Annotated in this window: 11 protein-coding genes; 7 read left to right on the forward strand and 4 right to left on the reverse strand. The window is 71.9% G+C overall.

Going from position 1 to position 15,360, the window contains the following annotated elements; translation table 11 throughout:
* Positions 1-40: 40 nt before the first annotated feature.
* The 3 genes from KYK13_RS04845 to KYK13_RS04855 are packed head-to-tail and all read right to left on the reverse strand — an operon-like array spanning position 41 to position 3,380.
* On the reverse strand, positions 41-874 hold the full coding sequence (locus KYK13_RS04845; RefSeq protein ID WP_223642337.1) for an ABC transporter permease: 834 nt from the start codon (positions 872-874) through the stop codon (positions 41-43).
* On the reverse strand, positions 871-1,785 hold the full coding sequence (locus KYK13_RS04850; protein ID WP_223642338.1) for an ABC transporter permease: 915 nt from the start codon (positions 1,783-1,785) through the stop codon (positions 871-873). Before KYK13_RS04850 ends, KYK13_RS04845 begins: the two co-directional genes overlap by 4 nt.
* On the reverse strand, positions 1,782-3,380 hold the full coding sequence (locus tag KYK13_RS04855) for an ABC transporter substrate-binding protein (RefSeq protein ID WP_223642340.1): 1,599 nt from the start codon (positions 3,378-3,380) through the stop codon (positions 1,782-1,784). The genes KYK13_RS04850 and KYK13_RS04855 overlap by 4 nt, the downstream gene beginning before the upstream one ends.
* A gap of 134 nt (positions 3,381-3,514) precedes the next feature.
* Here KYK13_RS04855 and dacB point away from each other — a divergent pair, with 134 nt between their 5' ends.
* A complete protein-coding gene (dacB, locus tag KYK13_RS04860) occupies positions 3,515-5,752 on the forward strand; it encodes a D-alanyl-D-alanine carboxypeptidase/D-alanyl-D-alanine-endopeptidase (protein WP_223642342.1) in 2,238 nt (745 codons plus the stop codon).
* A gap of 259 nt (positions 5,753-6,011) precedes the next feature.
* Positions 6,012-6,518: a single-stranded DNA-binding protein gene (locus tag KYK13_RS04865; RefSeq protein ID WP_223642344.1), complete on the forward strand. Its 507-nt coding sequence runs from the start codon at positions 6,012-6,014 to the stop codon at positions 6,516-6,518.
* Positions 6,519-6,633: 115 nt separating this feature from the next.
* Here KYK13_RS04865 and KYK13_RS04870 read toward each other — a convergent pair whose 3' ends face one another.
* Entirely contained in the window at positions 6,634-7,317 is a 684-nt protein-coding gene (locus tag KYK13_RS04870; protein WP_223642346.1) for a succinate dehydrogenase, read from the reverse strand.
* Between the two features lie 282 nt (positions 7,318-7,599).
* Here KYK13_RS04870 and KYK13_RS04875 point away from each other — a divergent pair, with 282 nt between their 5' ends.
* The 5 genes from KYK13_RS04875 to KYK13_RS04895 all read left to right on the forward strand — a co-directional run bounded on the left by KYK13_RS04875 (position 7,600) and on the right by KYK13_RS04895 (position 15,268).
* Entirely contained in the window at positions 7,600-8,493 is an 894-nt protein-coding gene (locus tag KYK13_RS04875) for an Hsp33 family molecular chaperone HslO (RefSeq protein WP_223642347.1), read from the forward strand.
* Between the two features lie 167 nt (positions 8,494-8,660).
* Entirely contained in the window at positions 8,661-9,353 is a 693-nt protein-coding gene (locus KYK13_RS04880; RefSeq protein ID WP_223642348.1) for a phosphoribosyltransferase, read from the forward strand.
* A 28-nt stretch (positions 9,354-9,381) separates the two neighbouring features.
* Positions 9,382-11,310: a selenocysteine-specific translation elongation factor gene (gene selB / locus KYK13_RS04885; RefSeq protein ID WP_223642349.1), complete on the forward strand. Its 1,929-nt coding sequence runs from the start codon at positions 9,382-9,384 to the stop codon at positions 11,308-11,310.
* Positions 11,307-13,817 carry an ATP-binding protein gene (locus KYK13_RS04890; RefSeq protein ID WP_223642350.1) on the forward strand — a complete coding sequence of 837 codons (2,511 nt, stop codon included), beginning with the start codon at positions 11,307-11,309 and terminating at the stop codon, positions 13,815-13,817. The genes selB and KYK13_RS04890 overlap by 4 nt, the downstream gene beginning before the upstream one ends.
* Positions 13,814-15,268 carry a sigma-54 dependent transcriptional regulator gene (locus KYK13_RS04895; RefSeq protein ID WP_223642351.1) on the forward strand — a complete coding sequence of 485 codons (1,455 nt, stop codon included), beginning with the start codon at positions 13,814-13,816 and terminating at the stop codon, positions 15,266-15,268. The genes KYK13_RS04890 and KYK13_RS04895 overlap by 4 nt, the downstream gene beginning before the upstream one ends.
* Positions 15,269-15,360: the final 92 nt, after the last annotated feature.

Below are 15,360 nucleotides of genomic sequence, written 5' to 3' on the forward strand. Positions count from 1 at the left end.
CCGTGCCTGCTTCCTGCCAGGGACGCCCGGGGCCTTCAAGTCACCGCCCCTCGTGGCGTGGATCCATCGCGTCGCGCAGCGCATCGCCCAGCAGGTTGAAGCCCAGCACGGTGAGCGCCAGCGCGATGCCCGGGAAGAGGGCCACGTGCGGTGCCACCAGCAGGTACTGCGTCCCCTGGTCCACCAGCGCGCCCCACGATGGCGTGCCCGGCGGGACGCCCAGCCCCAGGAAGCTCAGGGAGGCCTCCGCGACGATGGCGCCCGGCAGCGCGAACGTCGCCTGCACGAGCAGCGGCCCCGCCGCGTTGGGCAGCAGGTGCCGCACGAGGATGCGGCCCGGCCCGCTGCCCAGCGCCCGAGCAGCCTGCACGTAGTCACGCTCGCGCAGCGTGAGCACCTGTCCGCGTGTCAGCCGCGCGTAGCCCGTCCACCCGGTGAAGGACAGCGCGAACACCACGTTGGCGAGGCTGGGCCCCAGCACCGCGGTGATGAACAGCGCCAGCAGGATGCCGGGGAACGCGAGCAGCACGTCCACCAGCCGCATCAGCGCTTCGTCCACGAGCCCGCCCGCATGGCCCGCGATGCCGCCCAGCGTGATGCCCACCGCGGCCGACAGCACCACCGCGAAGAAGGACACCTCCAGCGATACGCGCGCGCCGTAAAGCACGTGCGTGAGCACGTCGATGCCGTTCTCCGCCGTGCCCAGCAGATGCCCGGACGTGGGAGGCGACAGCTCACGCGTGAGGTCGATGGCGTCCGGCGCGTGGGGGCTGAGCCACGGCGCGAACAGCGCGGTGAAGACCCAGACGCACGCCACGACCAACCCGAAGCGGGCACCCCACGAATGCAGCCGGAAGCGAGGGGCCGCGCTCATGAGCGCCTCCGAACGCGCGGGTCGACCCACGCATAGGTGAGGTCGGTGAGCGTGTTGACCAGCACGTAGCAGAACGTGAAGAGGAGCACCGTGGCGCGCACGGTGTTGTAGTCGCGCTTCTCGATGGCGGTGAGCAGCAGCGTGCCCATGCCCGGCCACGCGAACACCTTCTCCGTCACGATGGCGCCGCCCAAGAGCGCGCCGAACTCCAGGCCCAGCACGGTCACCAGCGGCAGGAGCGCGTTGCGGAACGCGTGCCTCCACAGCACCACGCGAGGCGACAGACCCTTGGCCCGGGCCACCGTGACGTAGTCCTCGCGCAGGGCCTCCAGCATCGTCGCGCGCGTCATCCTCGCGAGGAACGCGGCCAGCGCGGTGCCCAGTGTGAACGCGGGCAGCACCAGGTGCCGCCACGACTCCGCGCCCGACACGGGCAGCCAGTCCAGCTTCAACGCGAAGAGGATGATCAGCACCGGCCCCAGCCAGAAGCGGGGCAGGGCGACACCCGCCACGGACACGCCCATCGCCGCCGCGTCCACGGCCGTCCCTCGCCGCGCCGCCGCCGTCACGCCCAGGGGCAGCGCCAGCGCCAGGGACACCGCCAGGGCCGCCACCGTGAGCAGCAGCGTGTACGGTAGCGCCGCGCCCAGGGCCGGCAGCACCTTGCGCTGGAACGGAGGCAGCGACGTGCGCAGCTCTCCCGTCGCCAGGTCGCGCGCGAACGTCCAGAGCTGCGCGTACCAAGGCAAGTCCAACCCCACGGCCTGCCGCAGCGCCGCGCGGTCCACCTGCGTCGCCTGTTCCCCCAGCATCACGTCCACTGGATCTCCAGGCACGAGGTGCAGGAACAGCGACACGAGCAGCAGCGCGCCCACCATCGCGATGACCGCGGACACGAGCCTCCGGGTCACGGCGTCACCTCCCGCGCCTTCGCCAGGGGCAGCAGCAGTCCGTGCGCGCTGGGCTCGAAGTCCGCGAGCCGCGTGGACACCACCGCGACGCTCGCCTCATGCCACAGCGGGATGACGGGCAGCGCCGCGTCCAGCTCCCGCTGCGCCTCCGCATACAACGCCTTCCGCTCCTCCCGGGGCGCCTGCGTCGCCGCGTCCAGCACCCGGTCCAGCGCAGGGTCCTTCAGCGCGCCCCGGTTGAACCCGCCCCAGTGGTTCTCCGGTCCGGGGATGTTCGCGGAATGGAACGCGCCCCGCAGCAGGTCCGGCTCCATCACCGCGGCCCACTTCAACGTGAACAGCTCGAAGCGCCCCCGGCGCACGTCCTCGAAGAACGTCCCGAACTCCAGCGCCCGCACCTCCACCGCGATGCCGCCCTTCGCCAACTGCTCCTTGAGCACCAGCGCCACCGCGCGCCGGAAGCGGTCCGTGCTCGTCTTGAAGGTGAAGGTCATGCGCGGCCGTCCCCCAGGCCCGTCCGGATCCGGATACCCCGCAGCGTCCAGCAGCCGGGCCGCCTCCTCCGGCGCGTAGCCGCACCCCGGCGTGGACGTGAAGGCCCAGTGCTCACGGGGCAACATGCTGGACGCGGGCTCCGCCAGACCGTGCAGCTTGTGCTCCACCAGCGGGCGCACGTCGATGAGGTGACACAGCGCCTGTCGCACGCGCACGTCCGCCAGCGGCCCCTCGCGCAGGTTGAGCCCCAGGTACGTGAAGCCCGTGCCCGGCTTCGTCACCACGCGCAGGTGGGGCGCCTGCCGCAGCGCGGGCAGCACCGCCGGGGACACGCCGTTCACCACCAGGTCCGCCCGGCCCTTGAGCAGCTCCAGCACCCGCGTCGTCTCGTCCCGCACCACGCGGAACGTCAGCCGCGACACGGCGGGCTTGCCCGCGTACCAGCCTTCGAAGGGGACCAGCGTCAGGTGCTCCTCATCCGGCCATGACTCGAACCGGAACGGGCCCGCGCCTGTCGGATGGGCTGCTTGCGCTTCGATGCCCTGCGGCCCCGCGCGCTCCGAGGGCAGGATGGCCGCGGACAGCTCCGCGAGCAGCGGCGCGTACGGCCGCTTCAGATGGAAGCGCACCGTGCGGGCATCCACCACCTCCACCCGCTCCAGCGGCTCGTACCGCTCACGCTTCGGGCTGCCCAGCTTCGGGTCGCGCAGGGCATCGAAGGTGGCCTTCACGTCCTCGGCGGTGAGGGCGCTCCCGTCGTGGAAGGTGAGCCCCGGCCGCAGGACGAACTCCACCACCGTTGCGGAGACGTCACGGAAGGACTCCGCCAGCTGGGGCACCGGCCGGCTCGCGTCATCGAAGGTGATGAGCCCCGGACTGATGAGCTGCGCCAGCCGCTGTCCGTGTGCCGTCAGGGCGAAGCGGTCATCCAGGCTGTCCGGTGGGGCCTCCAACAACACCGTGATGCCCGCAGGGGGCGCAGGCTCGCGGCAGCCGGCGCCCAGCACCAGCATCAGCGCGAGGGCGAACACCCGGACGGCACGGAAGGGCAGGGGAGGCATGGCGTCTGTCACGGGGTGGATGTCAGGCGGGACGTCCATGCTGCGACAGCCTCCTTCCTGTTTCCAGGAAGCAGGCAGGCGGGCAGGGTCATGACGAACGTGGATCCTCCCCCCTCCCTTGCCGCCCCTTTCGTCCCTTCTTCATAATGGATCGCGACTTCCCTGGAGCGTGCGTGCAGGTTTTTCGAACCAGACCCTTCTGGGCAGCGACCGCCATTGCCTTGTGGCTTCCTTCCGCCACGCTGGCCGCGTCGCCGTCCGCTGACAAAAAGGCCGAACGCGAGGCGCTGAAGAACGCGCTCGTACAGGTGATGCAGCGCACCGCGCTCAAGAGCAGCCGCGTCGGCGTGCACATGCAGAGCCTGGACGACGGCACCGTGGTGTTCAGCCACAACGCGGACGAACTGCTCAACCCGGCCTCGAACGTGAAGCTCGTCACGTCCTCCGCGGCGCTCGTCTCGCTGGGGCCGGAGTACCGCTACGAGACGGAGTTCCTCGTCGACCAGGAGCTGCCCGCGGACGGCAAGGTCAAGACGCTCTACGTGCGCGGCAAGGGCGACCCCACCATCACCACCGAGCGCCTCTACGGCATGACCTCCGAGCTGCTCCACGCGGGCCTCAAGGAGGTGCAGGACATCGTCGTGGATGACTCCTGGTTCGACGCCGAGCGCACCCCGCCCGGCTATGACCAGGAGGACTCCGACCGCGCGTACATGGCGCCCACCGGCGCGGTGAGCCTCAACTGGAACGCCGTCGCCGTCTACGTGCGCTCCGCCCCCGGCGGCAAGGCCGTGGTCGACATGGAGCCCCCCAGCGACTACTTCGTCGTGGACAGCTCCGTCACCAGCGGCCCCGGCCGCGCGCGCCGCGTGTCCGTGAAGTCCGACGGGTCCGGCGAAAAGCAGAAGATCATCGTCAAGGGCCAGGTCCCCGACGAGCGCGGCGCCGTGAGCGTCTGGAAGAAGATCGACAACCCGCCCATGTACTTCGGCGGGACGCTCAAGCAGCTGCTCGTGTCGCGCGGCGTGAAGGTGAAGGGCAAGGTGAAGCTGGGCCTGACGCCGTCCCGCGCGAAGGTCGTGTACGTGGCCCAGTCCGACACGTTCGACATCGTCCTCAAGCGCCTCAACAAGCTGTCCAGCAACTTCATCGCGGAGACGCTCCTCAAGACGATGGGCGCGGAGCTGCGCGGCGCGCCGGGCTCGTTCGCCAAGGGCATCGACGTGGTGGAGGAGTTCCTCGACCGCGACGTGGGCATCCCGCGCGGCACCTTCGTGATGAAGAACGGCAGCGGCCTCAATGACGCCAACCGCTTCTCCACCGCGCAGGTGGACCGGCTGCTGCGCCACATGTACGAGCGCTTCCCGCTGGCCCCGGAGTACCTGTCCTCGCTGGGCATCGCCGGCAAGGACGGCACGCTCAAATACCGCTTCGACGGCACGGACGCCGTGGGCCGGCTGCGCGCCAAGACGGGCACCCTGGAGGGCGTCTCCGCGCTCAGCGGCTACGTGCAGTCCGCGGGCGGAGAGAAGTTCTCCTTCTCCATCATGGTCAACGACTACGCGGGCCGCGCCGGCCCCGTCGTCGCGGGCATGGACGCCCTGGGCGCCGCCGTGGCCGCCACCGGCTCCACGCTGGGGCCGGGCAACGCGCTGGCCGCCCTCAATGAAGGCCAGAAGGCGCAGGGCGGTCTGCCGGACATCGCCAACCGCGTGAAGACCTACCTGGAGCTGGGCAAGCAGCGCGATCAACGCAACATCGGCTTCCTGCGCACCGCGTGGCGCAGCGAGCGCGACCCCGCCGTGCGCGCCGTGCTCGCCGAAGGCCTCTACCAGTCCAACCCGCACGACTACCTGGGCACCCGCACGCTGCTGGACAGCTACTCCGCCACGGATGACGTCTACGGCCGCCTGCGCCAGGTGGCCCGCGCCCTGTCCGTGGGCGTGCCCGGCGTGAGCAGCATGGTGGAGCTGGCCTCCGGCGGAAACACGGAGGCCCTGGCCCGGGTGCTGGAGCTGTGCCGCGCGGCCGGCGCCGCCCAGGACCCCCAGGCCCAGGAGGAGCTGGTGGACGGCCTGGGGGAAGTGGCCCGCACCGCCCCGGACGAGCTGGTCGCGGCCCTGCGCGCCGCCAGCCCCGCCGAGCGCGACGCGAGCGTGCCGCTGCTCGCCCAGGGGCTGCTGAAGACCGGCGACACCACCCACCCGTTCTGGAAGTCCCTGCGCAAGCTGGGCTCCGGCGGGGCGGATCCGCAGCTCGTCGCCTTCGCCAGGGGGCTGGACTCCACGCTCACCACCAAGACGGCCGAGGCCCGCGCCTCCCAGCGCGCCCAGCCCGTCCAGGTGGTGGCGCCGGCTTCCGCCACGCCCAACGTGGTCCCTGCCTCCGGCGTCCTCCGCCCGGGCGGGTAGGCTTCCCGCGACGTCTCCCCCGCCCGGACCGCAGGCGTCCGGGCGGGCGCACCGCTCCTCCCGCTCCCTCCACGCCCAACGCCCTGGAATCCCTGAGGCTTCCCGCCCGGGGAGCAGGCGGACGTGCGCCCTGACACCCCCGGCCGGTTTCTCGCCAGGGGAATGTCAGTGGTGGATGCTATGGGCTGAAGAACCTGTCGGGGCGTGTAGCCCCGCGGGTTGTGCCGGGCCCTTGGTGGGCCTGGTTTCGGGAGGAAACATGGCTGGAGGCGTGAACAAGGTCATTCTCATCGGCAACCTCGGGGCGGACCCCGAGGTGCGCTTCACCCCGGGCGGTCAGGCCGTGGCGAACTTCCGCATCGCGACGAGCGAGAGCTGGAACGACAAGAATGGCCAGAAGCAGGAGCGCACCGAGTGGCACCGCATCGTCGTCTGGGGAAAGCTCGCGGAGCTGTGCGGCGAGTACCTCAAGAAGGGACGGCAGTGCTTCGTCGAAGGCCGTCTGCAGACGCGCGAGTGGATGGATAAGGAGAACAAGAAGAACTACACCACCGAGGTCGTCGCCACCTCCGTCACCTTCCTCGGCGGCCGTGACGCCGGTGAGGGCTACGGCGGCGGCAGCGGCGGCGGGCGCCGGCAGCAGCAGGGCAACGGCGGCTACTCCCAGGGACGCGACGACTACGGCCAGCCGCCCCCGATGGGCATGGACGACGGCGGCGGCATGGGCGGCAACCCCGGCGGCGCGGACGACGACATCCCGTTCTAACGCCCTGGGGCCTCTCCCCTGAAAAGCGAACCGGCCGCTCCTGGATGCCAGGGGCGGCCGGTCGTGTTTTCAGGCGCCGGGACCTCTCGGTCCCGGCGATGGACCCAGGCCCGCTTCAGCCGACGTCCAGGCCCGCCGGGCCGTACGCCGCGCCCGCCGTGTAGAGGGCGTAGATGGTGCCCCAGGCCATGGCCAGCAGGACGAGGAAGATGAGGATGGAGATGGGCTCGAAGCGGCGCATGGAGCGGTCGCTCGCGAAGATGCCCCAGCCCATGGCGAAGGTCTGCAGGCCGTTGGCCAGGTGGTACGCGGTGCCCAGCGTGCCCAGCAGGTAGACCACCAGCGTGGGGCCGTGGAAGTGCATCTCCCGGGCGATCTCCATGAAGGGCTCCGCGTGGCCCTCCACCAGGCGCGGGTGCAGGAAGGCCAGCCAGATGTGGGCGCCCAGGAACGCGAGCACGCCCAGGCCGGCCACGCGCTGCACGAGGTACTTGAGGTTGCCGTAGTTGTTGTACGCGAGGTTGTTCGGCTTGAAGCTGAACATGCGCAGCACGCCCCACGCGGCGTGGATGAGCAGCGGCAGCATGACGATGATGAACGTGAACGCCTGGGCGAACGGGTTCGCGTACTCCGTCACCGACTTTTCCCAGGCCGTCGCGCCGTAGAACGCGGACAGGTTGTCCCACAGATGGTTGATGACCCAGATGCTCAGGGGCACCACGGCGAGGAACGAGCCCAGCCGCGACTTCAGCAGGGGCGTCCGGTCGGTGATGGCTTCGGCGGTGGCTTGGGTGCTCATCGAGTCTCCAGCGGGGCGCGCGGATGGGTGGGGTGGAAGACCCCCGCGAGCCCAAGTCAGGGCCTGGGTGCTACGGCCAGCAGGCGGTTTATAGCCGTTCCGTCTCGCCGGCTGGATTTCTTCCGCATCCGCTGGCCCCACCCGTGGCAGCCGGGGAACACCGACTCATAAGCCCGCGCGATGCGAGCCCCCCGCCCTGACTGCTGGCCTCCAGGCGGGCGTCCTGTCTCCGTCCCTCTTCCATTGGCGGGCGCGAACGGGTGGGGCACGCTAACCAGCCCTATGCCTGATGAGCTTGTCAGTGGATTGTTGAAGGCGTCGGACCTGCGCCTGGTCCTGGCCACCACCGGGGACCTGTCCCGCCAGGCCCGCGCCACGCACCAGAGCATGCCGGCCTCCGCCGCCCTCCTGTCCCAGGGCCTCACCGCCGCCGCCCTCATGGGCTCGCTCCGGAAGGGCACGGACTCCCGCATCAACCTGCAACTGGAGTGCGACGGCCCCCTGCGCGGCCTCTTCGTGGACGGCGACGCGAACGGCGTCGTGCGCGGCTACGTGAAGAACACGCTGGTGGAGTACTCGGGAGCGGAGGGGCGCTACCACTGGCGCCCGGTGCTGGGGAACCAGGGCTTCCTGTCCGTGCTGCGCGACCAGGGCGGCGGCGAGTACTACCGCTCGTCCGTGGAGCTGGAGCACTTCGACCTGGTGGCGGACCTGGAGCGCTACTTCCACCAGTCGGATCAGGTGCCCTCCCACCTCCTGATGACGCAGCTGCCGGGCCCGGTGGACGGCCAGGAGGATCCGCTGGCCACGGTGGTGGGCCTGCTGGTGCAGCCCCTGCCCGACGGGGACCGGGAGGCCTTCCGCGCGCTGGGCACCCGCCTCAAGGCGCAGTTCCAGACGGCCGTGCAGGCGCACGCGAAGGACGGGGCCCTCACGCTCTTGCGCTCGCTGGTGCCGGAGGCGGACCTGGAGGTCATGTCGCGCTATCCGCTGCGCTTCACCTGCTCGTGCAGCCGCGACCGCGTGAAGCTCGCGCTGTTGGCCATGGGCCGCGAGGAGCTCCAGGACCTGCTGGAGAAGGAGGGCCAGGCGGAGGCCACCTGCCAGTTCTGCACGACGCGCTATGTCATCCCCGGCGGGGAGATTCAGCGGATGCTCGCGGAGGGCAGCGCCTGAACCTGCCCTCGGGGACAGGGACGCTGTTTTGAAGACAGACATCCTTTTCGCACCGGGGGGATGTTTCAGCGCCTCACATCCCCCGGTGAAGCAGGCGCGGCGGTTGTGGCGGGGTCGCGGTGCTCGGGATATGACAGGGCCGCCGCACTTCACCCGGAGCTTTCGTCGTGGCCATCAAGCGGGCAGCGCCGCCGAAGTCCCAGGACCCTCGCACCCCTTCTTCGAAGTCCGTGCCCTCCGCCTCCCAGAAGGCAGGGGCGGAGAAGATCGTCTCCATTCCCAATGACATGGTGCTCGCGCCCCAGGTGGAGGCCCCGCGCCAACCCACCGGCCGCGACCAGTCCCGGCACAAGTCCACGGGCGTGGTGGAGCTGTCGTGGGCGGAGTTCGACCGGCGGGTGCAGGCGCTGGCGCGCACCATCCGCCAGGGCTGGGAGCCGCAGGCGGTGGTGGGGGTGGCCCACGGCGGCGTGTTCGTGGGCGGGGCGCTCGCGGGCGCGCTCGGCTGCGAGTTCTTCCCCGTGCGCATCAGCCGCCGCAGCCGCGACAAGGCCGAGCGCCCCCAGGAGCGCGGCCAGCCGCAGGTGAGCGAGGAGATGCCCCGGGAGCTCAAGGGCCGCCGCGTGCTCATCGTGGACGACATCGCGTCCAGCGGGGACACGCTGGAGCTGGCCTCGGCGCTCGCGAAGAAGATGGGCGCGACGGAGATCCGCACCGCGTGCCTGATTGCGCGGCCGGAGGGCTTCACGCCGGACCACGTGGGGCTGTCCACGGACGCGCTCTTCGTCTTCCCGTGGGACTACCAGCCGGTGATGGGCGACGCGCACCTCGAGGACGACCCGGACAAGGCCGGGGCCTGAGTCCCGCGGCAAGGGCGCTGACGCGGCGATGATCATCGGGACGGCGGGCCACATCGACCACGGCAAGACGTCCCTCGTGAAGGCGCTGACGGGAACCGACACCGACCGGCTCCCGGAAGAGAAGCGGCGGGGCATCACCCTGGAGCTGGGCTTCGCCCACCTGGCGCTCCCGGACGGCCGGGTGGCGGGCGTGGTGGACGTGCCCGGCCACGAGCGCTTCGTGAAGGCCATGGCCGCGGGCGCGGGCGGCGTGGACCTGGCGGTGCTGGTGGTGGCGGCGGACGAGGGCGTCATGCCCCAGACGCGCGAGCACCTGGACATCTGCCGCCTGCTGGGAGTGAAGGCGGGCGTCGTCGCGCTCACCAAGGCGGACCTGCTGGAGGGGCTGGGCGACGACTGGCGCGCGCTGGTGGAGGCGGACCTGGCCGCGCTCACCGCCGGCACCTTTCTGGAGGGCGCGCCCGTGGTGCCGGTGTCCTCGCGCACGGGCGCGGGCCTGGAGGAGCTGAAGGCGGCGCTCGCCCGCGCGGGTGCGGCGCTGCCCCGGCGCCCCTCGGAGGGCCCCGCGTTCCTGCCCGTGGACCGGGCCTTCACCATCAAGGGCTTCGGCACGGTGGTGACGGGCACGCTGTTGTCCGGCGCGCTGGCGGTGGATGACTCCGTGTCGTTGCTCCCCGCGGCGGCCGGCGCGCGCCCGGGCCCCTTCCGCATCCGCGGCGTGCAGGTGCACGGCCGGTCCGTGGCGAGCGTGGAGGCGGGGCAGCGCGCGGCGGTGAACGTGGCGGACGTGCAGACGGAGGACGTGCACCGGGGCATGGTGCTCACGCGCGCGGGCGAGCTGCCGGAGACGTCCATGCTGGACGTGGAGCTGACGCTGCTGCCGGCCGCGGAAGCCCCCCTGCCCGGGCGCCGCAAGCTGCTGCTGCACCTGGGCACGGCGCAGGTGGAGGCCACGGTGGCGCTGCTGGACCTGGGCTCGCTCGCGCCGGGGGAGACGGCGCTCGCGCAGCTGCGGCTGGAGTCGCCGGTGGGGGCGCTCGTCGGTCAGCGCTTCATCCTGCGCGGCTCGCGCGCGCTGCCGGGGCGGGGCGCCACGCTGGCCGGAGGGCGCGTGCTGTCCATCACGCCGCCGCGCCGGCGCCGGGGCGCGTCCGAGGTGGTGCGGCCGCTGTTGGAGGCGGACGCGGCCGGGCTGGTGACGTGGCTCTTGCGGCAGGCGGGCTACGCGGGGCTCACGCAGACGGAGCTGTTCGGGCGCTCGGGGCTTGCGCCCAAGGTGCTCACGCGCACGCTGGAGCTTCAGGGCGCGAAGGGGCAGGTGCTGCTGGTGGACCGCGACCGGCGGCTCTACGTGGCGCACGACGTGTTCGAGGGACTGCGCCAGCGCTCGCTCGCGCTGCTCGCCGCGTTCCATGAGCGCGAGCCCATGCGCGAGGGCCTGTCGCGCGAGGAGCTCCGCCAGCGGCTCTCCGGCCAGCTGGACGCGCGCCTGTTCCAGCGCGTGGTGCAGGCGCTGGTGGACTCCGGCAGCGTGGAGGCGGAGAAGGACTGGGTCCGTCTGCAGGGCCGGGGCCGCACGCTCACCCTGGGCGACGAGGCCGCGCGCACGCGCCTGGGCGCGGAGCTGGCCGCGGCGGGGCTCGCGCCGCCCACCGTCACGGAGCTGTCGCAGAAGCTGGGCCTGCCGCCCGCGAAGCTGCAGGAGCTGTTGAAGGTGCTGGTGGCGTCGGGCACGGGCGTGCGGGTGAGCGAGGAGCTGTGCTTCGACGCGGGCGCCCTGGAGGACCTTCGCGCCCGGCTGGTGACGTATCTGAAGGGCCAGAAGGAGATCACCACCCAGGGCTTCAAGGAGCTCGTGGGCCAGAGCCGCAAGTTCACCATCCCCCTGTCGGAGTACTTCGACCGGGAGAAGGTGACGCTGCGGGTGGGGGACAAACGGGTGCTGCGTCGCGGATGAGTTCCAAGGCCTACAACGAGCAGGACCTGCGCGCCCTGGTGGAGCCCTTCACCCAGCCCATGCTGGTGCTGGAGTCGGAGGGGCGCGTCTGGGTGGCCAATGCCGCGTATGGGCGGCTGTTGGGCCTGCCCCTGGACCAGGTGGAGGGCCGCTCCTTCCTGGACTTCGTGCAGCCGGAGGAGCGCAGCCGGATGGCGGAGCGCTTCCGCCGGCTGGCCACCGGCGCGCAGCTGGATGGGCGTCCGCAGCTCTACAAGGTGCTCAGCGTCCACGGCACGCCGGGCGAGGTGTTCGTGCAGGCCAGCCACCTGCGGCTGGAGGATGGCCGCTTCGCCCTGCTGGTCAGCTGCATGGTGCTGACGGACCGCCCCATGGAGCTGGGGGTGGCGGAGCAGCTGGTGGACACGTCCGCGGGGCTGGTGTCCGCGCGCTCGGAGGAGGCCGTGCGGCGCGTGGCGCTGGCGGGCCTGGAGGCCGCGGGCTTCCGCGCGCGCATCCTGCGCTGGGACGGCACGCGGCTGGTGGTGCGCGACGGCGTGTCGCTGCCGGCGGACTCGCACCTGGCGCTGGAGGCCCTGTCGGACGGGCGGCCGGTGTTCGGTGGCGCGGACCAGGCGCAGCCCACGCACGCGTACCTGCCGGTGGGCGGCCCCCAGTCGGAGGTGCTGTGGGTGGCCGGCCCGTGGGTGGCGCCCCGGCATGGCTCGGTGCTGACGCTGTTCGCGAAGGTGGTGGGCGCGGCGCTCGCGGACTCGAGCCTGCAGGCGGACGGCGCTCGCAGCCGCTGGGAGGTGGAGGCGGTGGCGGAGATGGCGCGCTTCGTGGCGCAGCCCGTGCCCCCGCCTCCGGAGATGTTCCTCGCGCGCGTGGCGGAGCTGCTCCAGGCCAAAGCGGTGGCGCTGCACGTCGCCTCCGCACCGGGGCAGCCCCCGGGGCTCGTCGCCCACGTGGGGCTGGAGCAGGGGAGCGACGCGGACGCCGTCCAGGCCACCGGCGTGCTGCTGGCCGCGTCGCTGCGGGAGGGCGGAGGCGTGCTGTCGTCCGAGTCGCAGGGGCGCGCGTTGGAGACGCTGTCCCAGGGCCGCTTCGGCAGCGGGACGGCGGCGCGGCTCACCCGCGGCGGTGAGAGCCTGGGCGTGGTGCAGGCGCTGCGCGCGAAGGAGCGCCCCTTCGATGAACGGGACGCGCGGCTCTTGTCCACGCTCGCGGAGCTGCTGGTGACGCTGTTGGAGCAGCGCCGCCTGCGCGCGGAGTCCGCGCGTCAGCTCACGGAGACGCGCCTGCTGCTGGACCTGGCGCGCACCACGTCCGGCGTGCTGGAGACGGCGAGCATCCTGGACGTCGCGTCCGACTTCCTGGTGCACCTGCTGGACGTGTCCAACTGCTTCATCCTGCTCCACGACGAACAGGCCAAGGTGCTGCGCGGCGCGGCGGCGTCCGCGGCCCACCGCGACCTGTTCCGCACGGTGGTGGTGCCGCTGGACAGCGACGACCTGGCCGCGCGCGTGGCCCAGGCGCGCAAGCCCATCGCCGTGGAGGACCTGACGTCCGCGAGCATCTCCGTGAGCGCGGTGCTCATCGACCGGCTGGGGGAGAAGGCCCTGCTGGGCCTGCCGCTCACCTCGCGCGAGGAGCTCATCGGCGTGGTGCTGGTGGACGACGTGCGCGGCCCGCGCCCCTTCGGCCCGGAGCTGATCGAGCTGGCGGAGGCGACGTGCGGCCAGCTGGCGCTGTCCATCGCCAACGCGCGCCTCTACGAATCCCTCTGGGCCAGCTACGCGGAGCTGGCCGCCACCCGCGCGGAGATGGTGAAGCGCGAGCGCTTCGCCGCGCTGGGCGAGCTGTCCGCCATCGTCGCCCACGAGGTGCGCAACCCCCTGGGCGTCATCTTCAACGCCGTGGCCACGCTCCGGCGCATCATGAACCCCAGCGGCGACACGGCCATGCTGCTGGACATCGTCGCGGAGGAGAGCGACCGCCTCAACCGGATGGTCGCGGACCTGCTCGACTTCACCCGCCCGCGCGACCCGGTGCTCCAGCCGGAGGACCTCCTGCGCGTGCTGCAGGACGCCTTCGAGGCCGCGAAGGCGCAGGCCCTCACGGAGCGCCCGGTGTACGTCTCCGTGGAGGTGGAGCCCGGGCTCGCCGCGGTGCCCATGGACCGGCGGCAGATCCGCCAGGCCCTGTTCAACGTGGCCGTCAACGCCATCCAGGCCATGCCCCAGGGGGGCGAGGTCCGGGTGCGCGCGCGCCGGGACACGCACGGAGGACGCGAGCAGCTGAGAATCGACGTGATGGACCAGGGGCCGGGCATCCCGGCCGAGCTGCTCCACCGCGTCTTCGAGCCCTTCTTCACCACCAAGGCCCAGGGCACCGGCCTGGGGCTGGCGGTGGTGAAGCGCATCCTGGAGGAGCACCGCGGTGAAATCGCCGTGGAGAGCGCTCCCGGACGCGGAACCACCTTCACCTTCTGGCTGCCGCTCACGCAGCCCCAGTCCCTCTCATGACCGACGCGACCACACCGGTTCCCCGAGGACGCATCCTCGTGGTGGACGACCAGCGCAACATGCGCGCCACCACCGCCCTGCTCCTGCGCGCGGAGGGCTACACCGTCTCCGAAGCCGCCACCGGCGAGGAGGCGCTCATCCTGCTCGCGAGGGAGCGCGTGGACCTGCTCCTCACGGACCTGAAGATGGAGCCCATGGACGGGCTCACGCTGCTCAAGCGCGCGGTGGAGGTGGCCCCGCGCCTCCAGGTCATCATGATGACGGCCTTCGGCTCCATCGAGAGCGCGGTGGAGGCCATGCGCATGGGGGCGTACGACTACGTCACCAAGCCCTTCAAGGAAGGCGAGCTGCGCTACCGCGTGGAGCGGGCCCTGGAGCGCGCCAAGCTCCAGGCGGCGGTGGACAACTTCGCCACGGAGTTCAACGAGCGCCACGGCCTGTCCGCGCTGGTGGGCCGCAGCCAGGCCATGCGCGAGCTCACCACGCGCCTGCTGCGCGTGGCCCAGAGCGACGCCACCGTCCTCATCCAGGGCGAGAGCGGCACGGGCAAGGAGCTGGTGGCCCGCGCCCTCCACGCGCACAGCCGCCGCAGCCGCCAGCCCTTCGTGCCCGTCAACTGCGCGGCCATCAGTGAGACGCTGCTGGAGACCGAGCTCTTCGGCCATGCCAAGGGCGCCTTCACGGGTGCGGTGAAGGCGCGCCGCGGCCTCTTCGAGGAGGCGGACAACGGCACGCTCTTCATCGACGAGGTGACGGAGACGAGCCCCACCTTCCAGTCCAAGCTCCTGCGCACGCTCCAGGACGGCGAGGTGCGCCGCGTGGGCGAGTCCACCGCGCTGCGCGTGGACGTGAGGATCGCCGCCGCCACCAACCGCGACATCGAGCTGGAGGTGAAGGAGAAGCGCTTCCGCCAGGACCTCTACTACCGCCTCAACGTGGTGCTCTTGCGCGTGCCCCCGCTGCGCGAGCGCCTGGAGGACGTGCCCGCGCTGGCGCAGCACTTCCTGGACCGCGCCAACGCCCGCAGCCCCCGGCCCCGGCGCCTGTCCGAAGCCGCCGTGGAGCACCTGATGACGTACCGCTTCCCCGGCAACGTGCGCGAGCTGGAGAACCTGGTGGAGCAGGCCGCCGCGCTGGCGGAAGGGGACGAGCTGCTCCCCGAGGACTTCCCGCTGCGCCCCCAGGGCCGCGTGCTCCCCGCCGCCGCGCCCGCGCCTGAATCCACGGGCCTGCCCCCCACCGACGTCGCGCGTCCTGGCGGCGCGGAGGCCTCGGGGCCCACGCTGGCGGAGGTGGTGGAGGACGCGGAGCGCCGCGCCATCCTCCAGGCGCTGGAGCGCCACGGCGTGGACCTGGCCCGCGTGGCGGACGAGCTGGGCGTGTCCTCCACCACGCTGTGGCGCAAGATGAAGCGCCTCAACCTGCGGCCTCCCGCCGGGGCCCGCGAATAGCCTCCCAGCGAACCCGCACCTGCCTTCGGGGACGAGTTCAGATCCGAAATCACCCCCGTTCAGGGATGAAAAAACCAACCTCCTGAATTCGT

The sequence above is a fragment of the Corallococcus sp. EGB genome (genome assembly GCF_019968905.1).
GTDB lineage: Bacteria > Myxococcota > Myxococcia > Myxococcales > Myxococcaceae > Corallococcus.